The 21,159-nt window shown below is 30.8% G+C and carries 24 protein-coding genes, 3 tRNA genes, 3 rRNA genes and 1 other annotated feature; of the genes, 24 read left to right on the forward strand and 6 right to left on the reverse strand.

All coding sequences use genetic code 11. The features are described from left to right. From QZ286_RS04025 to pgeF, 10 genes are all read left to right on the forward strand, one after another. Positions 1 to 99 (forward strand): 23S ribosomal RNA (locus QZ286_RS04025); the annotation flags it as partial. 117 nt (positions 100 to 216) lie between these two features. Then, a 5S ribosomal RNA gene (rrf, locus tag QZ286_RS04030) occupies positions 217 to 333 on the forward strand. A gap of 19 nt (positions 334 to 352) precedes the next feature. Continuing rightward, positions 353 to 469, forward strand: a 5S ribosomal RNA gene (rrf, locus tag QZ286_RS04035). 89 nt (positions 470 to 558) lie between these two features. Beyond that, on the forward strand, positions 559 to 1,044 hold the full coding sequence (nuoE, locus tag QZ286_RS04040; protein WP_291255694.1) for an NADH-quinone oxidoreductase subunit NuoE: 486 nt from the start codon (positions 559 to 561) through the stop codon (positions 1,042 to 1,044). 31 nt (positions 1,045 to 1,075) lie between these two features. Then, entirely contained in the window at positions 1,076 to 2,854 is a 1,779-nt protein-coding gene (locus QZ286_RS04045) for an NADH-quinone oxidoreductase subunit NuoF (RefSeq protein WP_291255695.1), read from the forward strand. Between the two features lie 18 nt (positions 2,855 to 2,872). Further along, positions 2,873 to 4,630, forward strand: coding sequence for an NADH-dependent [FeFe] hydrogenase, group A6 (locus QZ286_RS04050; RefSeq protein ID WP_291255696.1), 1,758 nt, complete (start codon positions 2,873 to 2,875; stop codon positions 4,628 to 4,630). 179 nt (positions 4,631 to 4,809) lie between these two features. Then, complete coding sequence (locus tag QZ286_RS04055; protein ID WP_291255697.1) at positions 4,810 to 4,980, forward strand: 4Fe-4S binding protein; 171 nt, start codon at positions 4,810 to 4,812, stop codon at positions 4,978 to 4,980. A gap of 62 nt (positions 4,981 to 5,042) precedes the next feature. Next, entirely contained in the window at positions 5,043 to 5,327 is a 285-nt protein-coding gene (locus tag QZ286_RS04060) for a Smr/MutS family protein (RefSeq protein ID WP_291255698.1), read from the forward strand. Positions 5,328 to 5,384: 57 nt separating this feature from the next. Beyond that, positions 5,385 to 6,398: a 3-deoxy-7-phosphoheptulonate synthase gene (gene aroF, locus QZ286_RS04065; RefSeq protein ID WP_291255699.1), complete on the forward strand. Its 1,014-nt coding sequence runs from the start codon at positions 5,385 to 5,387 to the stop codon at positions 6,396 to 6,398. 3 nt (positions 6,399 to 6,401) lie between these two features. After that, the gene (pgeF, locus tag QZ286_RS04070; RefSeq protein WP_291255700.1) at positions 6,402 to 7,115 is read left to right on the forward strand and encodes a peptidoglycan editing factor PgeF; all 714 of its coding nucleotides are present in this window, start codon (positions 6,402 to 6,404) and stop codon (positions 7,113 to 7,115) included. Positions 7,116 to 7,182: 67 nt separating this feature from the next. Here pgeF and QZ286_RS04075 read toward each other — a convergent pair whose 3' ends face one another. Further along, entirely contained in the window at positions 7,183 to 7,872 is a 690-nt protein-coding gene (locus QZ286_RS04075; protein ID WP_291255701.1) for a LexA family transcriptional regulator, read from the reverse strand. Positions 7,873 to 8,028: 156 nt separating this feature from the next. Between QZ286_RS04075 and QZ286_RS04080 the strand changes: the two genes are divergently transcribed. From QZ286_RS04080 to rplT, 10 genes are all read left to right on the forward strand, one after another. Then, positions 8,029 to 8,256 (forward strand): hypothetical protein, encoded by a 228-nt coding sequence (locus QZ286_RS04080; protein WP_291255702.1) that lies wholly within the window; start codon positions 8,029 to 8,031, stop codon positions 8,254 to 8,256. A gap of 92 nt (positions 8,257 to 8,348) precedes the next feature. Further along, entirely contained in the window at positions 8,349 to 9,200 is an 852-nt protein-coding gene (locus tag QZ286_RS04085) for a MurR/RpiR family transcriptional regulator (RefSeq protein WP_291255703.1), read from the forward strand. Between the two features lie 10 nt (positions 9,201 to 9,210). Next, the gene (proC, locus tag QZ286_RS04090; RefSeq protein ID WP_291255704.1) at positions 9,211 to 10,026 is read left to right on the forward strand and encodes a pyrroline-5-carboxylate reductase; all 816 of its coding nucleotides are present in this window, start codon (positions 9,211 to 9,213) and stop codon (positions 10,024 to 10,026) included. 48 nt (positions 10,027 to 10,074) lie between these two features. Continuing rightward, positions 10,075 to 10,158 (forward strand) — tRNA-Ser (locus QZ286_RS04095). 5 nt (positions 10,159 to 10,163) lie between these two features. Beyond that, positions 10,164 to 10,254, forward strand: a tRNA-Ser gene (locus tag QZ286_RS04100). A 43-nt stretch (positions 10,255 to 10,297) separates the two neighbouring features. Further along, positions 10,298 to 10,374 (forward strand) — tRNA-Arg (locus tag QZ286_RS04105). Between the two features lie 61 nt (positions 10,375 to 10,435). Then, positions 10,436 to 11,071: a LysE family translocator gene (locus QZ286_RS04110; protein WP_291255705.1), complete on the forward strand. Its 636-nt coding sequence runs from the start codon at positions 10,436 to 10,438 to the stop codon at positions 11,069 to 11,071. A gap of 69 nt (positions 11,072 to 11,140) precedes the next feature. Further along, positions 11,141 to 11,282, forward strand: a sequence feature (ribosomal protein L20 leader region). A 4-nt stretch (positions 11,283 to 11,286) separates the two neighbouring features. Then, the gene (gene infC, locus QZ286_RS04115; protein WP_291255706.1) at positions 11,287 to 11,805 is read left to right on the forward strand and encodes a translation initiation factor IF-3; all 519 of its coding nucleotides are present in this window, start codon (positions 11,287 to 11,289) and stop codon (positions 11,803 to 11,805) included. Positions 11,806 to 11,849: 44 nt separating this feature from the next. Continuing rightward, positions 11,850 to 12,056, forward strand: a complete 207-nt coding sequence (gene rpmI, locus QZ286_RS04120; protein WP_291255707.1) for a 50S ribosomal protein L35 — start codon at positions 11,850 to 11,852, stop codon at positions 12,054 to 12,056. 53 nt (positions 12,057 to 12,109) lie between these two features. Further along, complete coding sequence (rplT, locus tag QZ286_RS04125) at positions 12,110 to 12,460, forward strand: 50S ribosomal protein L20 (protein ID WP_204689185.1); 351 nt, start codon at positions 12,110 to 12,112, stop codon at positions 12,458 to 12,460. A gap of 57 nt (positions 12,461 to 12,517) precedes the next feature. Here the strand turns inward: rplT and glyA are convergent, their stop codons facing one another. Together glyA and QZ286_RS04135 are read right to left on the reverse strand one after the other, a co-directional pair. After that, positions 12,518 to 13,756 (reverse strand): serine hydroxymethyltransferase, encoded by a 1,239-nt coding sequence (gene glyA / locus QZ286_RS04130; RefSeq protein ID WP_291255708.1) that lies wholly within the window; start codon positions 13,754 to 13,756, stop codon positions 12,518 to 12,520. A gap of 18 nt (positions 13,757 to 13,774) precedes the next feature. Further along, entirely contained in the window at positions 13,775 to 14,131 is a 357-nt protein-coding gene (locus QZ286_RS04135) for an arsenate reductase family protein (RefSeq protein WP_291255709.1), read from the reverse strand. Positions 14,132 to 14,304: 173 nt separating this feature from the next. Here QZ286_RS04135 and brnQ point away from each other — a divergent pair, with 173 nt between their 5' ends. Further along, on the forward strand, positions 14,305 to 15,588 hold the full coding sequence (gene brnQ / locus QZ286_RS04140) for a branched-chain amino acid transport system II carrier protein (RefSeq protein ID WP_291255818.1): 1,284 nt from the start codon (positions 14,305 to 14,307) through the stop codon (positions 15,586 to 15,588). A gap of 55 nt (positions 15,589 to 15,643) precedes the next feature. Here the strand turns inward: brnQ and QZ286_RS04145 are convergent, their stop codons facing one another. Next, the gene (locus QZ286_RS04145; protein WP_291255710.1) at positions 15,644 to 16,765 is read right to left on the reverse strand and encodes an acyl-CoA dehydrogenase family protein; all 1,122 of its coding nucleotides are present in this window, start codon (positions 16,763 to 16,765) and stop codon (positions 15,644 to 15,646) included. A 129-nt stretch (positions 16,766 to 16,894) separates the two neighbouring features. On the opposite strand from QZ286_RS04145, the gene QZ286_RS04150 reads away from it, so the two are divergent. Then, a complete protein-coding gene (locus QZ286_RS04150; protein ID WP_291255711.1) occupies positions 16,895 to 17,791 on the forward strand; it encodes a LysR family transcriptional regulator in 897 nt (298 codons plus the stop codon). Between the two features lie 126 nt (positions 17,792 to 17,917). Beyond that, on the forward strand, positions 17,918 to 19,153 hold the full coding sequence (locus tag QZ286_RS04155) for a dicarboxylate/amino acid:cation symporter (RefSeq protein ID WP_291255712.1): 1,236 nt from the start codon (positions 17,918 to 17,920) through the stop codon (positions 19,151 to 19,153). Positions 19,154 to 19,266: 113 nt separating this feature from the next. On the opposite strand, the gene QZ286_RS04160 is transcribed toward QZ286_RS04155, so the two are convergent. Beyond that, complete coding sequence (locus QZ286_RS04160; protein WP_291255713.1) at positions 19,267 to 19,461, reverse strand: hypothetical protein; 195 nt, start codon at positions 19,459 to 19,461, stop codon at positions 19,267 to 19,269. Further along, positions 19,461 to 20,099, reverse strand: coding sequence for a DUF1847 domain-containing protein (locus tag QZ286_RS04165; protein WP_291255714.1), 639 nt, complete (start codon positions 20,097 to 20,099; stop codon positions 19,461 to 19,463). Before QZ286_RS04165 ends, QZ286_RS04160 begins: the two co-directional genes overlap by 1 nt. Positions 20,100 to 20,242: 143 nt before the next feature. Between QZ286_RS04165 and QZ286_RS04170 the strand changes: the two genes are divergently transcribed. Beyond that, a complete protein-coding gene (locus QZ286_RS04170; RefSeq protein ID WP_291255715.1) occupies positions 20,243 to 21,058 on the forward strand; it encodes a mechanosensitive ion channel domain-containing protein in 816 nt (271 codons plus the stop codon). The last annotated feature ends 101 nt before the right edge of the window (positions 21,059 to 21,159 follow it).

The raw sequence follows: 21,159 nt of genomic DNA on the forward strand, positions 1-21,159 counted from the left end.
CTTTAAGACTCCTTCGAGCCTAGGAGGTTGATAGGTTGGGGGTGTAAGGGCTGTGAGGCCTTTAGCTGACCAATACTAATAAGTCGAAGTTTTAACCTTAATGATTTTACTATATAGTTTCAAATGTCTATTCCAATAAACAAAGAACAACGAAGTTGCGATTATGTTTATTGAGACACAGATGACTAAAAGGAATCTGTGTTACAGATATTATAGCTTGGTGAGAAGAGCTACGGGGGTACACCCAGATACATTCCGAACCTGGAAGTTAAGCCCGTAAACGCTGAAAGTACTTGGAGGGAAGCCTCCTGGGAGGATAGGAACTTGCCAAGCATTAATTTAATAATTATTGCTTAGTGAAAATAGCTATGGGGGTACACCTAGTCACATTCCGAACCTAGAAGTTAAGCCCATAAACGCTGAAAGTACTTGGAGGGAAGCCTCCTGGGAGGATAGGAATTCGCTAAGCTTTTTTTTATTTTTTGTAAAAAATAATCATAAAGTTTGACTTTTATAGATAACGTGATAAAATTAGAAATATATAAGGAGGTATGAATTATGATATGTAAGGATAATATTGGATTTAAAGAATTGGAGGAATATATATCTACATTTGAAGACAAGAAAAGTTCACTAATCATAATACTTCATAGAGCCCAAGAGATTTTTGGGTACATACCTGAAGAGGTTCAGGAGTTTATAGCAGAAAGGATAGGAGTTCCAGTATCAAAAGTATATGGAGTAGTAAGTTTTTATAACTTTTTTTCAATGGTTCCTAAGGGAAAATACCCTATATCAGTTTGTACAGGAACAGCTTGTTATGTAAGAGGAGCAGAAAAAATACTGGAAGCACTTCAAAAAGAATTAGGAATAAAGTTGGGACAGGTAACAGAAAATGGATTATTTTCTTTGGATTCTTTGAGATGTGTAGGAGCTTGCGGATTGGCACCTGTAATGCTCATAGGAAAAGATGTTCATGGAAAGGTAAAGCCAGAAGATATAAAGGGAATAATAGAGAAATATAGAGAAAAAGAGATGCAGTAGTAGAAATTAAAGGGTAATTTTAGGAGGACATATGAGTAAAAAAATATTGATATGTGGTGGTACTGGTTGTCTTTCATCTAAAAGTAGATTAATAAAAGAAAATTTGGAAAAGGAATTAAAAGAGAGAAAAATAGAGGATGTAGAGGTTGTTTTGACAGGGTGCTTTGGATTTTGTGAAAAAGGACCAATTGTTAAGATATTACCAGCTAATAATTTTTATATAGAGGTAAAGCCTGAAGATGTGAAGGATATTATTGAATTGGATATTATAAAAGATGAAAAAGTTGAAAGGATTTTATATAAAGATCCAATAACAAAAGAGGTTGTTACTGATTATAAAAAGATGAATTTTTATCAAAAACAAGAGAGAAGAGTCTTAAAAAATTGTGGTTTTATAAATCCAGAAAGTTTGGATGATTTTCTAAAAAATGATGGATATAAAGCAGCAAAAAAAGCTATTTCAGAAATGAGTAGTGAGTTTGTAATAAAAAATATTGTCGATTCAGGATTGAGAGGTCGTGGTGGAGGAGGATTTCCAACAGGAGTAAAATGGGAAATTGCCTCTAAAAATGATGCTAAACAAAAATATATTGTCTGTAATGCTGACGAGGGAGATCCAGGGGCATTCATGGATAGATCCATATTAGAGGGAGACCCCCACTCTGTGATAGAGGGAATGCTAATAGCAGGTTATGCTATAGGAGCAACAAAAGGTTTAGTTTATATAAGAGCAGAGTATCCATTAGCAGTTGAAAGACTTTCAAAAGCTATAGAGGCTGCAAGAAAAAATGGATATTTAGGTGAGAATCTCTTTGGAACTCACTTTGCATTTGATATAGAGATTAAATTTGGTGCAGGAGCTTTTGTATGTGGAGAGGAAACTGCGTTGATACACTCTATGGAAGGAAGAAGGGGAGAGCCAACTTCAAAACCTCCATATCCAGCAGAAAAAGGTTTTTGGAATATGCCTACTGTTGTAAATAATGTTGAAACTTTAGTTAATGTACCAAGAATAATTTTAAATGGAGTGGATTGGTTTAGAGAGGTAGGAACTGAAAAATCACCTGGAACGAAAGTTTTTGCTCTATCTGGAAAAATAAATAATGTTGGATTAGTTGAAGTTCCAATGGGAATTAGCTTGAGAGAGATTATCTTTGAAATTGGTGAAGGAATTAAGGGTGGAAAAAAATTTAAAGCTGTTCAAACAGGTGGACCTTCAGGAGGATGTTTAAATGAGGATGATTTAGATACTCCAATTGATTTTGATAGCTTGGCAAGTAAGGGAGCTATTATGGGATCGGGAGGAATGGTTGTAATGGATGAAGATGATTGTATGGTATCTGTTGCAAAATTTTTTCTAGAATTTACCTTAGATGAATCTTGTGGAAAGTGTACACCTTGTAGAATTGGAAATACAAGATTATATGAGATATTGAATAGAATAACTCAAGGAAAAGGAAAATTAAAGGATTTAGCATTATTGAAAGAATTATCAGAAGCGATAAAAGTAACTTCATTATGTGGATTGGGACAGACGTCTTCTAATCCAGTATTATCTACTTTAGATAAATTTTATAATGAGTATATAGATCATGTTATTGAAAAAAGATGTACTGCTAAGGTATGTCAAAAATTGATAACTTATGTAATTACAGATGCATGTAGAGGATGTACAGCTTGTACTAGAGTTTGTGCTGTTAAAGCTATTGACGGTAAGGTAAGAGAAAAACACACTATTGATACAGAGAAATGTGTAAGGTGTGGAGCTTGTATGTCAACTTGTAGATTCAATGCAATTATAAAATTATAATGGAATAGGTGAAGTTATATGAAGATGATAAGACTTAGAATAGATGGGAAATTAGTAGTAGCACCTGAAGGAACTACAATTTTAAATGCTGCCTTAAAAGCTGGAATATACATACCACATCTGTGTTATATGGAGATGAAAGAGGTAGGGTATAAAAATGATTGTGCTTCTTGTAGAATTTGTGTTGTTCAAGTCAAAGGAATGAGTAGATTAGTTCCCTCTTGTACCACTCCAATAAAGGAGAAGATGGAAGTTATAACCAACTCTCCAGAAGTTATGCATAAGAGAAGAGTTGTTTTAGAGTTGATGTTATCAGATCACCCAAAAGATTGTCTGATCTGTGGAAAAAATGGAGAGTGTGAATTACAGAAATTAGCAATCTCATTTGGAATTAGAGAGATGAGATTTGAAGGTAAAGAGGGAAGATATGATAAACAATACTCTATTGCAATAACTAGAGATACAACTAAATGCATTATGTGTAGAAGATGTGAAACAATGTGTGAAAATATCCAAGGTTGTGGAATATTAACAGGTGTTGATAGAGGATTTAATGTCATTGTAAATACCGCTTTTAATCGAAATCTTTTAGAGACAGATTGCACCTTCTGTGGTCAGTGTGTAGCCGTTTGTCCAGTGGGAGCTCTGTATGAAACTGATAATACTTTTAGATTGGTAGAAGATCTGATGAACCCAAATAAAAAAGTTATTGTACAGGTTGCTCCAGCAGTAAGAGTAGCAATAGGAGAGCTTTTTGGAGTGGAGCCAGGTATAGATATGACTCCTAAATTGGTAACTGCTCTTAGAAAATTAGGTTTTGATGCAGTTTTTGATACAAATTTTGCTGCTGATGTAACTATTATTGAGGAGGCAACAGAACTAAAAGAAAGAGTTTTATCTAAATTAAAGGGTGAAAAAGGTGTGAAATTACCATTGTTTACCTCATGTTGTCCTGCTTGGATAAGATTTGTAGAGCTTAATTACCCAGAATTGAGGGATAATCTATCCAGTACAAAATCTCCCCAACAAATTTTTGGAGCAATTTCCAAAGAGTTTTGGACAAGAGAGAAGGAGATAGAAAGAAAAGATTTAATCTGTGTTTCAATAATGCCTTGTACAGCTAAAAAGTATGAAGCCTCAAGGGAGGAGTTTGCAACAGATGGTATACCAGATGTAGATTATTCTATAACAACAAGGGAGTTGGGACGTTTATTTAAACAGTATAATATAGATCTTCTAGAGATGCAGGACGAGGAATTCGACTCTCCATTGGGTGAGTCAACAGGAGCAGCTGATATTTTCGGAAGAACAGGTGGAGTATTAGAGGCGGCGATTAGAACACTATATGAATGGCTGAGTGATGGAAAATTGGAAGATTTAGATTTTGTAAATTTAAGAGGTTTCCAAGAAGTCAGAGTGGCGGAGATAGAAGTGACTGGGATTAAATTGAGAGTAGCAGTAGTTCATGGTTTGGGAGCAGCTAGAAAATTGATAGAAGATATAAAATCTGGAAAAGAGTATTTTGATGCTATAGAGGTTATGGCATGTAAAGGTGGATGTGTTGGTGGAAGTGGACAACCATATCATCACGGTAATTTTGAGATAGTTAAAAAAAGAGCAGAAGGGTTACAAGATATAGATTATCATAAAGAATTGAGAGAATCTAATGAAAATGAGAGTGTAATGAAACTTTATGATAGATATATAGGTGAAGCTAATAATGAAGTTGCTCATAGACTACTTCATACTCATTATTTTGATAGAAAAGAGAAGTAGAGAGAGGTTTAAACTATTGTTAGTTAATTTTAAAAAAATAAATTTTAATAATCAAAATATTAGTGTTCACAATCAATTAATATTTTTTAAATTATACTTGACAAATTAAGGAAAATGTTATAAAATTAACTCAAGTAAATTAAAAGAAAGAATTAAAAATTTTATTAGGAGGGATTTGAATGCACGTAATAGATAAAGATACTTGTATCGGATGTGGAGCTTGTGAAGGAACTTGTCCAGTAGGAGCTATATCAGCAACTGATGATGGAAAATATGCTATCGGAGATGCTTGTGTAGACTGTGGAGCTTGTGCTGGAGGATGTCCAGTAGGAGCAATCGCTGCTGAGTAATAAGAGAAGTAGAAAGAGTCCGAAAGGACTCTTTTTTTTATCATTTTAGGAGGATTTTATTCATGTATAATGAGATAGATTTACATCATATGAACTTTGATGATGCTTTGAGAGTATTTATAACAAAGTATAATGCTTTATATAAAAAAGGTATGAGAAAAGAGATAGTAGTTATACATGGGTATGGCTCAAAATTTTTGGATAGCACACCAGTTATAAGAACAAAAATAAGAGAGTATTTTTTGAGAAATAAAGAGTGTGTAAAAATGAGATTGGATATGAATCCAGGTGTTACATATATTCTTCCACTAAAACCTCTTCCGATACCTAAGAAAAAGAAAAGATAATACTTTTCTTTTTTCTAATTACGAAGTATAATTTAAATAAAAGATTAGGAGAAAATTATGTATATAAAAACAAAAAAAAATATAGGTGAACATGAAAAAGAAGAGATTCTAAAGTTCCTTAGTGACAATAAATTGGGGAGCATAATAAGAAAAGAGGAAGAGTTTTATAAAATAGGTATAATTGGAGATAAAAGTAAAGTAGATTTAGATAGATTACTCTCTTTTGATGGAGTAGATGAGTTAGTTCCAATTGGGAAGAGTTATAAGTTTGTAAGTAGAGAGTTTCAACCACAGGATACTATAATAGAGATAAAGGGAAAAAAAATAGGTGGAGGAAATTTTTTAGTTATGGCAGGGCCATGTGCTATAGAGAGTAGAGAGTCAATATTTGAGATAGCTAGAGAGATAAAAAAAGCAGGAGCTCAAGTATTGAGAGGAGGAGCTTTCAAACCTAGAACATCACCATATGATTTCCAAGGATTGGGAGAGATCGGACTAAAATATATGAGAGAAGCAGCTGACGAGTATGGACTACTTGTGGTAACAGAGGTTATGGATAGCAATGATATAGAATTGATAGAAAAATATGCAGATATTTTTCAAGTAGGTGCAAGAAATATGCAAAATTTCTCCTTGCTAAAAGCTTTGGGAAGATGCAATAAACCAATCTTATTAAAGAGAGGATTGAGTGCTACAATGAGAGAGTTATTGATGGCAGCTGAATATATAGTTGCATATGGGAATAAAGAGGTAATCCTATGTGAAAGAGGGATAAGAACCTTTGAAACAATAACAAGAAATACTGTAGATATAAATGCTATTCCACTTTTAAAAGAAAAATCACATCTTCCTGTAATAATAGATGCTAGTCATGGAACAGGAAGACGTAGTCTAGTAGAACCAGTAACTTTAGCTGGAGTGATTGCAGGTGCTGATGGTGCTATGGTAGAGGTACATGAGAATCCTGAGTGTGCAACATCAGATGGAATGCAATCTCTGTATTTTAAAGATTTTGAAAAGTTAATGAGAAATTTAGATAAAACATTAAAATTAAAGGCTGAATTGGAGTAGTTTATGTTTGTAGAAAAGGAAAACTATTTAGTTCTAAAAGAGTTTCAAAACTTGGGAATAGAAGCTATATATACCAAAAAAAATTATGGAAATGTTTTAGAGCTTCCTAAAGAGAGATTTTTAAAGGATTTTGGTGGGATTGAGAAAAATATTGTAGCAGGGCATCAAACACATAGTGATAACATAGAGATAATAGAAAGTTTGGATAAACTCTATTTTGAGGATACAGATGGTTTTATAACCAATAGAAAAGATATTATTATCTATACAAAATACGCAGATTGTTTACCTATTTATATAGTTGATAGTGTTAAGGAGATAATTGCTCTTGTTCATTCAGGTTGGCAGGGGAGTTTTAAAGGAATAGGAAAAAAAGCTGTAGAGATGATGGTAGAGAGATATGGTTGTAATTTAAAAGATATAAAAGTGGCATTTGGTATAGGTATATCCTCTAAAAACTACGAAGTGGGAGAGGAGTTCCTTAAAAAATTTCAAAAAAAATATCCTAAAGATATGATAGATTATAGTTTTAAAAATGAAAATGGAAAAATTCTATATGATAACCAAAAATTTGTCTACTTAGATCTAGTAAAATTTGGAATAGATGAAAATAATATAATATTGAATGAGCTATGTACCTATGAGGGAGAGTTTCACTCTTATAGGCGAGATAGAGAGAGCTCTGGAAGAAATGGAGCATTTATCTTTTTTAGATAGAAAATTGAGATAATAAAAGAAAGAGGAAAAAAATTACTGTATAGGCAGTAACTTTTTTCCTCTTTTACTATTTAACATTATTAATAACTTTTAAAACTTTTCCAATAATTTTAAACTCATCTTCAGGATATACATAGATTGGTTGATAATTAGGGTTATCACTAAGTAAAGCAAAGAAATTTTTAGTAACTTTTATTCTTTTAACAAATGATTCACCATTCACTAGGAATGCTCCAACCTCTCCATCTTTTAATTCCTCTCCCTGTCTACAAAGAATGATTGATTGATTTTTAATAGTAGGCTCCATAGAGTCACCTTTTACATTTATAGCAAAAACATTATCAGAATTTCTTATTCCAGGTAGTGAGATAAAATCAACAGGCTCTTCATCAGTGATCAAACCTATCCCAGCACTTATTCTAGAGAAAAGCGGGATTAGTGTGTTATTATTGCTAATATCCTTTATAACTCTTCTTTTAGAGAGTTCTTTCTCATCAGATAATCTTTTAAGCTCATTTAAGATAATATCTGGAGTTCTCTCTATAGCAGCTAAATATTTTAGTTTTTCACCTTCAGAAGGAGTAAGTAATAGTACTTTGATAAGGCTATCAAGAACTTCTTCACTAGGAGGATTTTTGATCTCTCCTCTTTCAATACCGTTATAATATGATTGAGTTATACCAGCTAATTTTGAAACTTTATTTTGACTTAGTCCAAGAGCTTCTCTTTTTGTTTTTATATATGTCTTAAAATCCATTACTATACCTCCTATATATATATATAAATAATTATAATATATTTTTCTCAAAATATCAAGTAATAAAATAGGGTATTGACAAATTTAGATATTAGTTATAATATATATCTATAAATATAGTTATCTATTACTAAATATAAAAACGGAGGGAATATTATGAAGATATTGATAAGAAATAAAAAATGGGAAACAACATTTAATAGAGTAACATTAATATGTGAGGTAACAAATTGTAATAAGATATTTAGTATTAAATTTGCTTATAAGGGAAATGAGATAACTATCAAGACTAATAACTTAGATAATACATTCAAATACTTGGAGAGAATATTCAATGAAAAAATCCTTGAAAATATTTCAAATGAAACAAAAATGGTAAGTTAAGGATAAAAATAAAAATTACTTTGCAAATAGATTATTTATATCTTATAATAGAGTATAGAAGAATAAGATTGTTCAAAATGTGAGGTAATTTTATGAAGAAACAAGTATTGAAATACTTAGATGATAATTATAATTCTTTTAGTAAAAGCTTTAAAAAAATAGCTGAATACATAAGATACAATCAAAGTATAGTCTCTTTTATTTCAATTAATGAATTAGCTAAAGAAACGGAAACAAGTCCAGCAACAATAACGAGATTTTCAAAAAGTTTAGGATTTAAAGGTTATCCAGATTTTCAAAAAATCTTTCAAAAAGAGGTAGAGCAACAAACTTCATATATGAAAGGTTTAAAAAATAGTATCACTGAAATAGACAATAGTAATAATATATTACAAGATATGATTAGAACAAATATAGAGTTACTTCAAGAGATGGATGTTTTAGAGATAGAAAAAAGCTTAGATCAAGCTGTTAGATGGATAAAAGATAGTAGAAAACTTTATATATTAGGAGCTAGAGGTTCATATGCTTTAGCCTATTATCTATATTTTATGTTAAAGGAATTTAGAGAAGGGGTAGAGTTAATGATATCTGGAGCTTCTGACTTTACAGATAAATTACTATATACTCAGAAAAATGATCTGTTGTTTACAATCTCTTTTCACCCATATACTAACTTTACTTATCAGGTTACAGAGTTCTTTAAGGAGCATGGAAATAAAGTTATAACTGTAACAGATAAAAAAGATTCAACATTGGGAAATATTTCAGATCTAGTATTAACAACTAAAAATGGAGAAAAGGCATATACATTTGTACCAGGGACAGTGATTATAAATGCTCTTTTAATGAAGCTAGGAATGGAAGATAAGGAAAACGTGGTAGATAAGTTGGATAAATTAAAAGAAATTACAGATAGATTTAATATCTATATTGATAAATAAGGAGACGAATATGAAAAGAATAGGTTTTATAGGTTGTGGAAATATGGGAGAGGCTTTTTTAAAAGGGATAATAAACTCTCAATTAGTAGAAAAGGCTGATATTTATGTGTATGATAAATTAAAGGGAGATTATATCTCTAATACTTATCAAGTAAACCAAGCTAAAGAAGAGGTAGAGGTTATTGATAATTGTGATATTGTATTTTTAGCAATTAAACCAAACGTTTATTTTGATGTGATAGATAAGATAAAAGATTCAGTAAATAGCACGAAAATATTGGTAGCTATGGCTCCAGGAATAACTATGGAAGATATTTTAGAGGAGACAGATAATAGAAATAGTAAGATAGTAAGAACTATGCCAAACCTGCCTTTAATGGTTCAAGAAGGATGTATAGCTTATGCTTTCAATGAGAATATTGAAGATGAAGAGAAGGCTTTCTTCAAAGAGTTATTTGAAAAAATAGGAATGGCAATTGAGACAAAAGAGGAGCTATTTGATGCTGTAATAGGAGCTTCAGGTTCATCACCAGCATTTATGTTTATGTTTATAGAAGCATTAGCAGATGCTGCTGTATATGAGGGATTACCAAGAAGTGATGCGTATAAATTAGTAGGACAGACTCTAATTGGTTGTGGAAAGATGTTCTTAGAGAGCGGTAAGCATCCTGGAGAGTTAAAGGACAACGTATGTTCACCTGGTGGAACAACAATAGTAGGTGTAAGATATTTAGAAGAGAGTGGTTTTAGAGGAGCGATTATAAAAGCTGCAACTGAAACTATAAAAAAATCTAAGGAAATGAGCCAAAATAGCAATAATAAATAAAAAAATGTTTGACAAAATAAAAAATATATGATATTATCTTATGTGCTTGGAAGGTTATCCTAATTGGTAAGGAACCGGTCTTGAAAACCGGCGCCGCAAGGCTTCAGAGTTCGAATCTCTGATCTTCCGCCATAAACGGTGAAGTGGCAGAGTGGCCTAATGCACTCCCCTGCTAAGGGAGAGTACCTATAAACGGTACCGAGAGTTCAAATCTCTCCTTCACCGCCATTTGAATCAAACGGGTAGAGTATCTACCCTTTTTTTATAAAACGCGTTCGTAGCTCAATTGGATAGAGCGTCTGACTACGGATCAGAAGGTTAGGGGTTCGATTCCTCTCGGGCGCGCCATTTATAGTTAAAATGAGAGTATGGACTCTCTTTTTTTATATTGTGATATAGGGGGAAATTTATGTTTGGTATAATTAACTATGGAATGTATATTACATCTAGTATAATTTTAGCTTTGATCCCAGGAACGGATACTGTATTTATATTGGGACAATCTATATCTAATAGTAGAAAATCTGGTATCTATTCAGCATTAGGAGTTTGTTCAGGGATCTTAGTACACACTTTTTTAGCAGCTTTTGGACTGTCTATAATATTAAAAAATTCAATTACTGCATTCAATATTGTGAAGAGTTTAGGAGCACTTTACCTTGTTTATATGGGGATTAAGAGTATAAGATCTAAAGAGGATATGTTGATTAGTGATGGAGAAAAGAGTAAGGAGAATTTAAAAAAATCTTTTGTTCAAGGGGTAATTTCAAATGTTTTAAATCCTAAAGTTGCACTGTTTTTCTTAGCTTTTTTACCACAGTTTGTAGATAATGAAAATACATATGGAGCTTTGCCATTTGCTATTTTAGGATTAACATCATTTATGATCTCTGGAATTTGGTGTGTATCTCTTTCAATTTTTGCATCACTTATCTCAAAATTTCTAAAAAGAAATAAAAATTTTGGAAAGATAATTAATAAAATTTCTGGAACAATTTTTATAATTTTGGGTATAAATTTACTCAAAGCTAAAATAAATGGGTAGTTGCAAAAAAATATAAAATCCTTGACTTTTTGTAAAAAATAACGTATAATTATAAAGGTAATAAAATAAATATTAAAGAAGAAACTACCTGTTTCTCACCTTATGGGCATTAGAAGCTTACACAGGGTTGACTTTTAAAAATGAGAAGTAACATTGTTTATTATAAAAGTTGAGATACAGGGCATAGTTTGTCCTGTTTTTTATTTATAATTAAAATGGAGGTGCTTACTATTACTGATAAAATTAGAATTAATGAAAAAATAAAAGGAAAAGAGTTTAGAATAATCTCATCTTCTGGAGAACAATTAGGAGTTATGAGTGCTAATGCAGCTCTTGACTTAGCAAGACAAGAGGGATTAGACTTAGTTGAGATAGCAGCTACTGCAAAGCCACCTGTATGTAAAATAATGGATTTTGGAAAATACAGATATGAGCAGACAAGAAAAGCTAAAGAAGCTAAGAAAAATCAAAAGCAAACAGTTGTTAAAGAGGTAAAAGTAACAGCTAGAATAGATAGTCATGACTTAGATACAAAAGTATCTCAAATTAAAAAGTTCTTAGAGAAAGAAAATAAAGTAAAAGTAACATTAGTGTTATTTGGAAGAGAGAAAATGCATGCTACATTAGGTGTAGATACACTTGATGAGATAGCAGAAAGATTTGCTGAAATAGCTGAAGCCGATAAAAAATACAACGATAAGCAAAAACATATAATCTTATCACCTAAAAAATAATTAATAATAAAACAGATTTAGATATTTGAGAGGAGGACATTATTATGCCAAAAATGAAGACTCATAGAGGAGCTAAAAAAAGAATTAAAGTTACAGGAACAGGTAAATTTGTAGTTAAACATTCAGGAAAAAGCCATATCTTAACTAAGAAAGATAGAAAAAGAAAAAACAACTTAAAGAAAGATTTCGTAGTAACTGAAACTTTAACAAGACATATGAAAGCATTATTACCATATGGAGCAGGAAGATAATTAGTTTTATCATAAAATCAGATTTTTGTGTGAAATAATTAGGAGGAAAAGTAATGAGAGTTAAAACTGGTATAGTTAGAAGAAGAAAGCATAAAAAAGTTTTAAAAGCAGCTAAAGGATTTAGAGGTGCTTCTGGTGACGTTATAAAACAAGCTAAACAAGCTACAATGAGAGCAGCAGCTTATTCAACAAGAGATAGAAAAGTAACAAAAAGAAGAATGAGACAATTATGGATCATCAGAATTAATACAGCAGCTAGATTAAATGGATTAACTTATTCAACATTAATGAATGGTCTTAAGAAAGCTGGAATCGTATTAGATAGAAAAGTGTTAGCAGATATCGCTTTAAACAATGCAGCTGAGTTCGCTAAATTAGCAGAAACTGCAAAAGCAGCTTTATAATTAGTCAAGTAAATAATTAAGAGAGTTTCGTTTGAAACTCTCTTTTTTTATGTACATCTATATGTATAATGGATATTTTAAACAGAATAGTTTAACTTCATCTTTTATCTTAGCTAACTCACTATCGTTTTTAATATTATCAATAACTTTTAAGATAAAGTGACCAATAATCTCCATTTCGCTCTCTTTCATACCTCTTGTAGTCACAGCAGGAGTACCTATTCTAATTCCACTTGTAACCATAGGTTTTTCAGTATCATATGGAATTCCATTTTTATTAACTGTAATACCAGCTTTATCTAAAGCTTTTTCTACCTCTGCACCAGTAAAACCTTTAGATTTTACATCAATTAGCATCATATGGTTGTCAGTTCCACCACTTACAATTCTAAGTCCACCTTTTTCTAAAACTTTAGCTAATGTTTGAGCATTTTTTACAATTTGTTTTTGGTATTCGATAAATTCAGAAGATAGAGCCTCTTTGAATGCCACAGCTTTAGCAGCAATAATATGCATCAATGGACCACCTTGTATACCTGGAAAAATAGTTTTATCTATTTTTTTAGCAATCTCCTCATTATTGGTCATAATTATACCACCACGAGGTCCTCTTAGAGTTTTGTGAGTAGTTGTAGTAACTACATCTGCATATGGTACAGGAGATGGATGTACACCAGCAGCAACCAAGCCAGCAATATGAGCCATATCAACCATAAGGTAAGCTCCAACCTTATCTGCAATCTCTCTAAATCTTTTAAAGTCAATAACTCTTGAATAAGCACTAGCTCCAGCAATAATAAGTTTTGGTTTAGTTTCTAAAGCTATCTTTTCAACTTCGTCATAATCTATCTTCTCATCATTTTGAGATACACTATAAGATACAATGTTATAGTCTTTACCTGAGAAGTTTACATTTTTACCATGAGTTAAGTGTCCACCATGATCTAGTTTCATACCTAAAATAGTATCTCCTATGTTTAGAAGAGCTTTATATACACCCATATTAGCTTGAGATCCAGAATGGGGTTGTACATTTACATAGTTTACATTAAATAATTTTTTAGCTCTTTCAATTGCTAATTTTTCTGCTACATCAACAAATTCACAACCACCATAATATCTCTTGTCAGGATATCCTTCAGCATACTTATTAGTCATAATACTTCCAGCAGCTTCCAAAACTCCTCCAGATACAAAGTTTTCAGAGGCAATAAGTTCAATTCCCTCATTTTGTCTTTTTTTCTCCAATTCTATTGCATCAAAAATTTCTCTATCAATTTCATAAAGTTTTTTCATATGAACCTCCATAATAAGTTATTTAAAAAACTCTTCCCACTTATCTTTTTTAAAACCGATTAAAACACCTTTGTCAGAAATAACTAAAGGTCTTTTAACTAGCATACCATTAGAGGATAGAATTTCTATCATCTCATCTTCACTAGCAGTTGTAAGTTTTTCTTTTAAATTCATCTCTCTGTATAAGATTCCACTTGTATTAAAAAACTTTTTTGCAGGTAGTCCACTAAGAGCAATGTATTTTTTTAATTCCTCTTTAGTAGGATTATTTTCTACAATATGTCTACTTTCAAAATCTATTTTATTCTCTTCTAGCCATTTTCTGGCATTTATACAAGTAGAACACTTAGGATAATTAATAAATAATATTGACATAAAACATTCCTCCTTAAAATAAATGTATATTCATATTATACTAAATTTGTCATAATAAAAGCAAGATAGAAATATATAAATTGACGAATCTTATAAAAAATGGTATAATTTCTAAGTCATTTATGTCTAAAAAAATAGTATAAAAAAATAATTTAAATAAAGGAGTGAGAAAAATTTATAAGACTAAGGATATTGTATTAACGGGATTTGCACTATTTGCAATGTTATTTGGAGCTGGAAATTTAATATTTCCACCTACAGTTGGATATATAGTAGGAGATAATTGGAAGTTAGCAGCATTTGGATTTTTTATTACGGGAATAGGATTTCCATTGATGGGGATAATAGCGTCTGGATTTGCAGGAACTGAATTGGATCACTTTTCAGATAGAGTATCACCAATGTTTAGTAGAGTGTTTAACACTGCTCTAATTTTGGCTATTGGACCTTTTTTAGCGATTCCAAGAACAGGGGCAACAGCTTTTGAAGTTATGATGACTCCATATGTAGGAATGGGGAACTCAACTGTAAAGTTTATATTTTTACTTATTTACTTCGGAATAGTTTTACTTTTCTCTTTAAGAGAGAGTGCTGTAATTGATAGAATTGGAAAAATTTTAACTCCAATCCTTTTAATAGTTTTAGCTATAATAATTTTTAAAGGGGTAACTACTCCAATAGGAGAATTGATCTCTACAGGGACAGAAAATAATTTTAGATTTGGATTTTACAATGGTTATCAAACAATGGATACGCTTGCAGCTATAATATTTGCAAGTATTATTTTAAAGACAATAAATGGTAAGAATAAAGGTTTAGAGAGAAAAGATCAATTGATATTTCTTTTAAAAGCTAGTGCTATAGCTGTGATAGGATTGGCTATAGTATATGGAGGATTGCTTTATATAGGGGCAACATCAACATCAGTATTAGAAAATAAGGGAACAACACAACTTTTAAATGCAATTGTTGAGAAGCTTTTAGGTAAGAGTGGAAACTTATTATTAGGAGTATGTGTGGCAGGAGCTTGTTTGACAACTGCTATTGGACTTACAGCAACTGTTGGAGATTACTTTAGTTCAATCTTCAATACAAAATATGAAAAAATAGTTGTAGTAAATATATTAGTAAGTCTTATTTTTGCTAACTTTGGAGTGGATTTAATAGTGAAGATAGCTGCTCCAATATTAACATTTATCTATCCAATAGCTATAGTTTTAATTGTGCTAAATTTCTTTAAAAAGTATTTTGACGATAGAGGAATATTTATAGGTTGTGTAATTGGAGCTGGATTTATTGGTGGAATAGAGACATTACAAATGTTAGGGTATTGTCCAGCAACTCTATATAGCTTCTATTTAAAATTACCATTCCAAGATTATGGATTAGCTTGGTTAATTCCTAGTGCAGTAGTTGGTGGATTATTTAGAGCAGTAGAAAAGATAAAACAAAAATAGTATAAAAAAAGAGGGGTTTTACTATAAAGTAAAACCTCTCTTTTTTAGTTGGTTACTATTTAATACCCATATGAGCAGCTATAACTACTTTTTGAACCTCTGAAGTTCCTTCATAGATTTCAGTAACTTTAGCATCTCTCATCATTCTTTCAACAGGGAATTTTTTAGAATATCCATTTCCACCAAATAATTGAACAGCTTTTGTAGTAACTTCCATAGCTACCTCAGAACAGAATAGTTTAGCCATAGATGCCATATATCCATAGTCCTCTCCTAAGTCTTTCATAGTAGCAGCTCTATAAGTCATAAATCTAGCAGCTTCTATTTTAGTTTGTAGATCAGCTATAACAAACTGAATGTTTTGGTGATGTGATATTGGTTTTCCAAGTTGCATTCTATTTTTAACATATTCAATAGCAGAATCCAAAGCTCCTTGAGCAATTCCAACAGCTTGAGCAGCCACTCCAATTCTACCTCCGTTTAAAGTAGTCATAGCAACTTTTAATCCCTCTCCTAAATTACCAAGTAGATTTTCTTCTGGGATAACACAGTTATCAAAGATTAATTCAGCAGTAGATGAACCTCTTACACCCATTTTATCTTCAGCTTCTCCAACTGAGAATCCTTTAGTTCCTCTTTCAACAATAAAAGCTGAGATGCTGTTATCTTCAAAGTTTGTTTTAGCAAATACCACAAAGATATCAGCTTCATGTGAATTAGTTATTAAAACTTTTTTACCATTAAGTGTGTAATGATTATTCTCTTTAACTGCAGTTGTTCTAGTTCCAGCTTCAGATTCTGTCCAACCAAAAGCTCCTAATTTCTTTCCACTTGCTAAAGGAATAAGATATTTTGTTTTTTGCTCCTCATTACCATAAGTATATATAGGCCAAGAGCAAAGAGAAGTGTGTGCTGACATTATAACACCAGTAGAGGCACAAGCTTTTGATAACTCTTCAACAGCTGCTACATAAGTTAAATTATCCATTCCAAGTCCACCATATTTTTTATCAAATGGAATTCCCATAACACCATTGGCACCTAATGCTTTAATTGAATTAAAAGGGAAAGAAGCATCCTTGTCAATTTGTGCAGCTATAGGAGCAACCTCTTTAGCTGTTAACTCTCTAACTTTAGATAAAAATAACTCTTGTTCATTGGAAAATCTAAAATTCATAGTAACCTCCTAAAATATTAATTAAAAATAGTTTCTTTTATTTATGTATTGATTTTATCACAAAAATATCATAAAATAAAATTATATATATTTATTAAAATATAAGAAAAAATTATAAGAGGTGATAAGATGTTAGATTTCAGGGTTAGCACGTTTATAGAGTTATGTAGAACAAGGAATTATACTAAAACAGCTGAAAATTTACATATGACTCAACCAGCTGTGAGTCAACATATTAAATATTTAGAAGAGTTTTATGAATGTAAACTATTTTCTTATAATAAAAAGGTTCTTTCAATAACTGAGCAGGGTGAGGCATTATATAAATATTTAATCACTATGAGTTCAGATGCCAATAAGATAAAAACAGAAATTAAAGAGATAGATCCAAGTAAGAGAACACTTCATTTTGGGGCGACATTTACAATTGGTGAATATATAATACCAAAGATAGTTTCAGCTATTTGTACTGAATATCCAGAGGTAAATATATCATTTATAATAAGGGATACAAGTGAGCTTTTAGAAGAATTGAAAAAAGGAAATATAGATTTTGCATTTATAGAGGGATTTTTTGAAAAAACTGAGTATGAAAACTATCTTTTTTCAAAGGAAAAATTTGTTGGAATATGTGCTGCTAATAATCCGATAGCCACAGAAGTTACAGAGTTTGAGGACATTGTAAAAGAGAGAATAATATTGAGAGAGAGTGGATCTGGAACAAGAGATATTTTTGAAAAGATACTATATGATAACAATCTATCTTTGAGTAATTTTAGTAAAAAATATGAGCTTGAGAATATAAGTTTGATAAAAGAGTTAGTAAAAGAGAATAAAGGAATTTCGTTTATATATGAAAGAGCAGTTGAAAAGGAGATAGCAACTAGGAAAATTGCTACAATAAATTTACAAAACTTTTTTGAAGAGAGAGAGTTTAATTTTGTATTTTTAAAGGAGAGCATACATAGAGAAGAGTATAAAAGATGGTATGATTTTATGAAAAAAGTTTATGATAACTCTAAATAAAAAAATATTTTCAAAAAAATAAAAAATATAATTGCATTTTTAAAATAATGTGTTATACTATTATAGTAAATATTTTTTATATTTTTATAAAATGAAAATAAAATTTAAATAGAGGTGAACTGTTAAATGAGCAAAAAGATAAACTTGACTACTAAAATTTTTATAGCTTTGATACTGGGGATAATTACAGGGTTGGTACTACATCCTCTAAAGGACAATATAATAGTTAATAATTATATTGTAAATTTTGTATTTAATCTATTAGGAAATGGATTTATAAGAGCTATAAGAATGGTGGTTGTACCATTGGTACTGTGCTCATTGGTTATTGGAGCTGCTGGAATAGAGGATGTTACTAAGTTAGGAAGAATAGGGATAAAAACATTGACATTTTACCTTTCAACAACAGCAGTTGCAGTTGTATTAGCTTTAGTTGGAGGAAATATCATAAATCCTGGTAGAGGTGTTAATATAGGAGAGATTGCAACATCAGAGGTAACTATAGCTAAAACTAAACCTTTTGTAGATATACTACTAGATATGATTCCTATAAATCCTGCTGAGGCTATGGCGAATGGAAATATGTTACAGATCATAGTTTTTGCTATATTAGTAGGGATTGCAATATCACTTTTAGGAAGTAAGGCTGACAATATCAAAAGAATATTTGAAGAAGGAAATGCATTGAGTTTAAAATTGGTTGAGATGATAATGATATTCGCTCCTTTAGGGGTTTATGGTTTGATATCTAAAACATTTACAACATTAGGTTATGTTGCATTACTACCTCTTTTTAAATACTTTATAGGTGTTGTAATAATCTTAGCACTTCACTGTTTAATCACTTACCAAGGGATATTGGTTCTTTTTGGAAAGTATAATCCAATGAAATTTTTTAAGAATTTTGCTCCAACTATGATGGTTGGTTTCTCTACAGCTTCAAGTAGTGCTTGTCTACCTTCATCATTAAAATCAATGCAGGAAAATTTTGGAGTATCTAAAGCCATATCATCATTTACAATTCCATTGGGAAATACTATAAACATGGATGGAACAGCAGTAATGCAAGGAGTAGCAACTATCTTTATTGCACAGATATATGGAATAGATTTAACAATGGGAAATTATATAACAATAATACTTACAGCTACATTAGCTTCTATAGGAACAGCAGGAGTTCCAGGTGTAGGTGTAATTATGTTGGGGATGGTTTTGGTACAGATAGGACTTCCACTTGAAGGAATAGGACTTGTAATGGGAATTGATAGATTTGTAGATATGTTTAGAACAATGGTAAATGTAACTGGAGATGCAGTTTGTACTATTGTAATAGCTAAAACAGAGGGTGAAGAGTTAAAATAACTTTTTAAAAATAAAGAGCAGATTTTATAACTCATTAAAATTAACTGAGGTGTTTTATTTTAATGATTATATTGATTATCTGCTCTTTTTATTATTCTTAAATTTATTCTGTTCTAAATTTTAGGAGAGAACTTAGTTAAAAATTCCTCTTTCTCTCTTACAAAAAGTTTTCCTTCAGCTTCCTTACAAATGTAGACAACTACAATTAAACCATCTCTTTCATTAGTACAGTCGATAGCTTCTTTTATAACTTGATACTCTCTCTTGTTTTTATTGTTTATCCATATAGAGTTTTCTTTAATAGACATTAATTTTCTCCCTTGTTAAAAAGTTTTTTATTATAGTATGAATTTGAAGTGTAGATAGCAGCTAGAGGATTGTGTCCAAGTACTCTGTCTTTGACAGCGAATACAGTAACTGGTGCTTCAGAATATTTGATGAATAAGCTATCGTGTCCTACACAAAGTCCCAATAGAATATTTAGATCTGTTTTTCTTTCATTTAAAAGTTTAGCTTGTCCAATAGGATTGCACATAGGCTCAAATTCACAATATGGTCTAACTTGATGATCTCTATCGATATTGAGTAGTTCCTTGCTAATACTTCCATTTTTACAGATTAAAGACTCCACTACAAAACCGTGATATCTCAAGATATTAGCAAAAGTTTGAGCTTCCTTAGATAATCCAATACAGAATGCCAAACCTAATTTTTTAAAATTACATTTTTGAGCAAAAAGTATAATCTCTTGAACTCTAGTAAGTTGACAATATCCTTCAGCTTCTACAAGAGCAGAGTTATGAGCTAATTTCATATTTTCCTCTTCAAGATAGTATTGTTTTAACTCCTGAATTTTTTCAAGTTCTCTACAAGGGCAGTTGCTAGGAGCCTTTGTTAAATCACCAGTTCTACAAGCATGTATTTGACATGAATCACAAGTATACATAAAAATCTCCTCCTTAAATTTAAAGTAATAACTACTTACTATTATATAACATAAAAAAAATTTTACCAAAAAAGATTGATATATATTATAAAAAAAGTTATAATGAAGAAATATAGAGGAAATAAAAAAAATGGAGGGAAAAAATGAACTTAGTAGTAGCAGAATTTTTAAACAAATTATTTCTTTTCTTACCAACATTAATAGTGAGAGGAGTCATCTTAATAGTCGTAGTTACAGTATGGCCAAAATTAGTTGAGGTTTTAATCACAACATATAAAAAGATGTTAAAGAGAAAAAATGTGGATCCGTTATTAGAGAGTTTTACAAGTTCTATGTTAAAAACTTTATTGTACATAGTTTTATTCTTTTTAATAATTGGAATAGCAGGAGTTAAAGCAACTTCTCTTATAACTGTTTTAGGAACAGCAGGTTTAGCTGTTGGTTTGGCATTACAAGGAAGTTTAGCAAACTTAGCTGGAGGATTATTAATACTATTTTTTAAACCATTTACAAAAGATGAGTATATAGTAGCTAATGGTGGAATTGAAGGGACAGTAGATAAGATACAAATACTTTATACAATTTTAACAACTGTAGATAATAGAGTTATAATTGTTCCAAATAGCCAATTAGCAAATAATGCTATAACAAATGTTTCAAGAAATCCAGAGAGAAGATTGGATATGGTTTTCTCTGTATCATATGATACTTCAACTGATAAGGTAAAAGAGATATTAAATAGAATTGCAAATGAACATCCAGCAGTGTTAAAAGATAAGCCAGTTAATATTAGAATGAGTGTTCAAAATGCAAGTTCACTTGATTTTATATTTAGAGTATGGGTAAAGAAAGAGAACTATTGGGATGCAAAATTTGACTTTACAGAGATTGTAAAAGCAGAATTTGATGCAAATAATATAGAGATTCCATATCAAAAAATCGATATTTACAGAAAATAAAATTATTTTTAAAAACTATTTACAAATTTTAATATTTTGTGCTATAATATCTGAAATTTAAAAAAATTTTAGTGGTGTTCTTAATTAGTCTATATTTAATA

The sequence above is a fragment of the Fusobacterium sp. genome, from assembly GCF_019012925.1.
In the GTDB taxonomy this organism is placed as follows: Bacteria; Fusobacteriota; Fusobacteriia; order Fusobacteriales; family Fusobacteriaceae; genus Fusobacterium_A.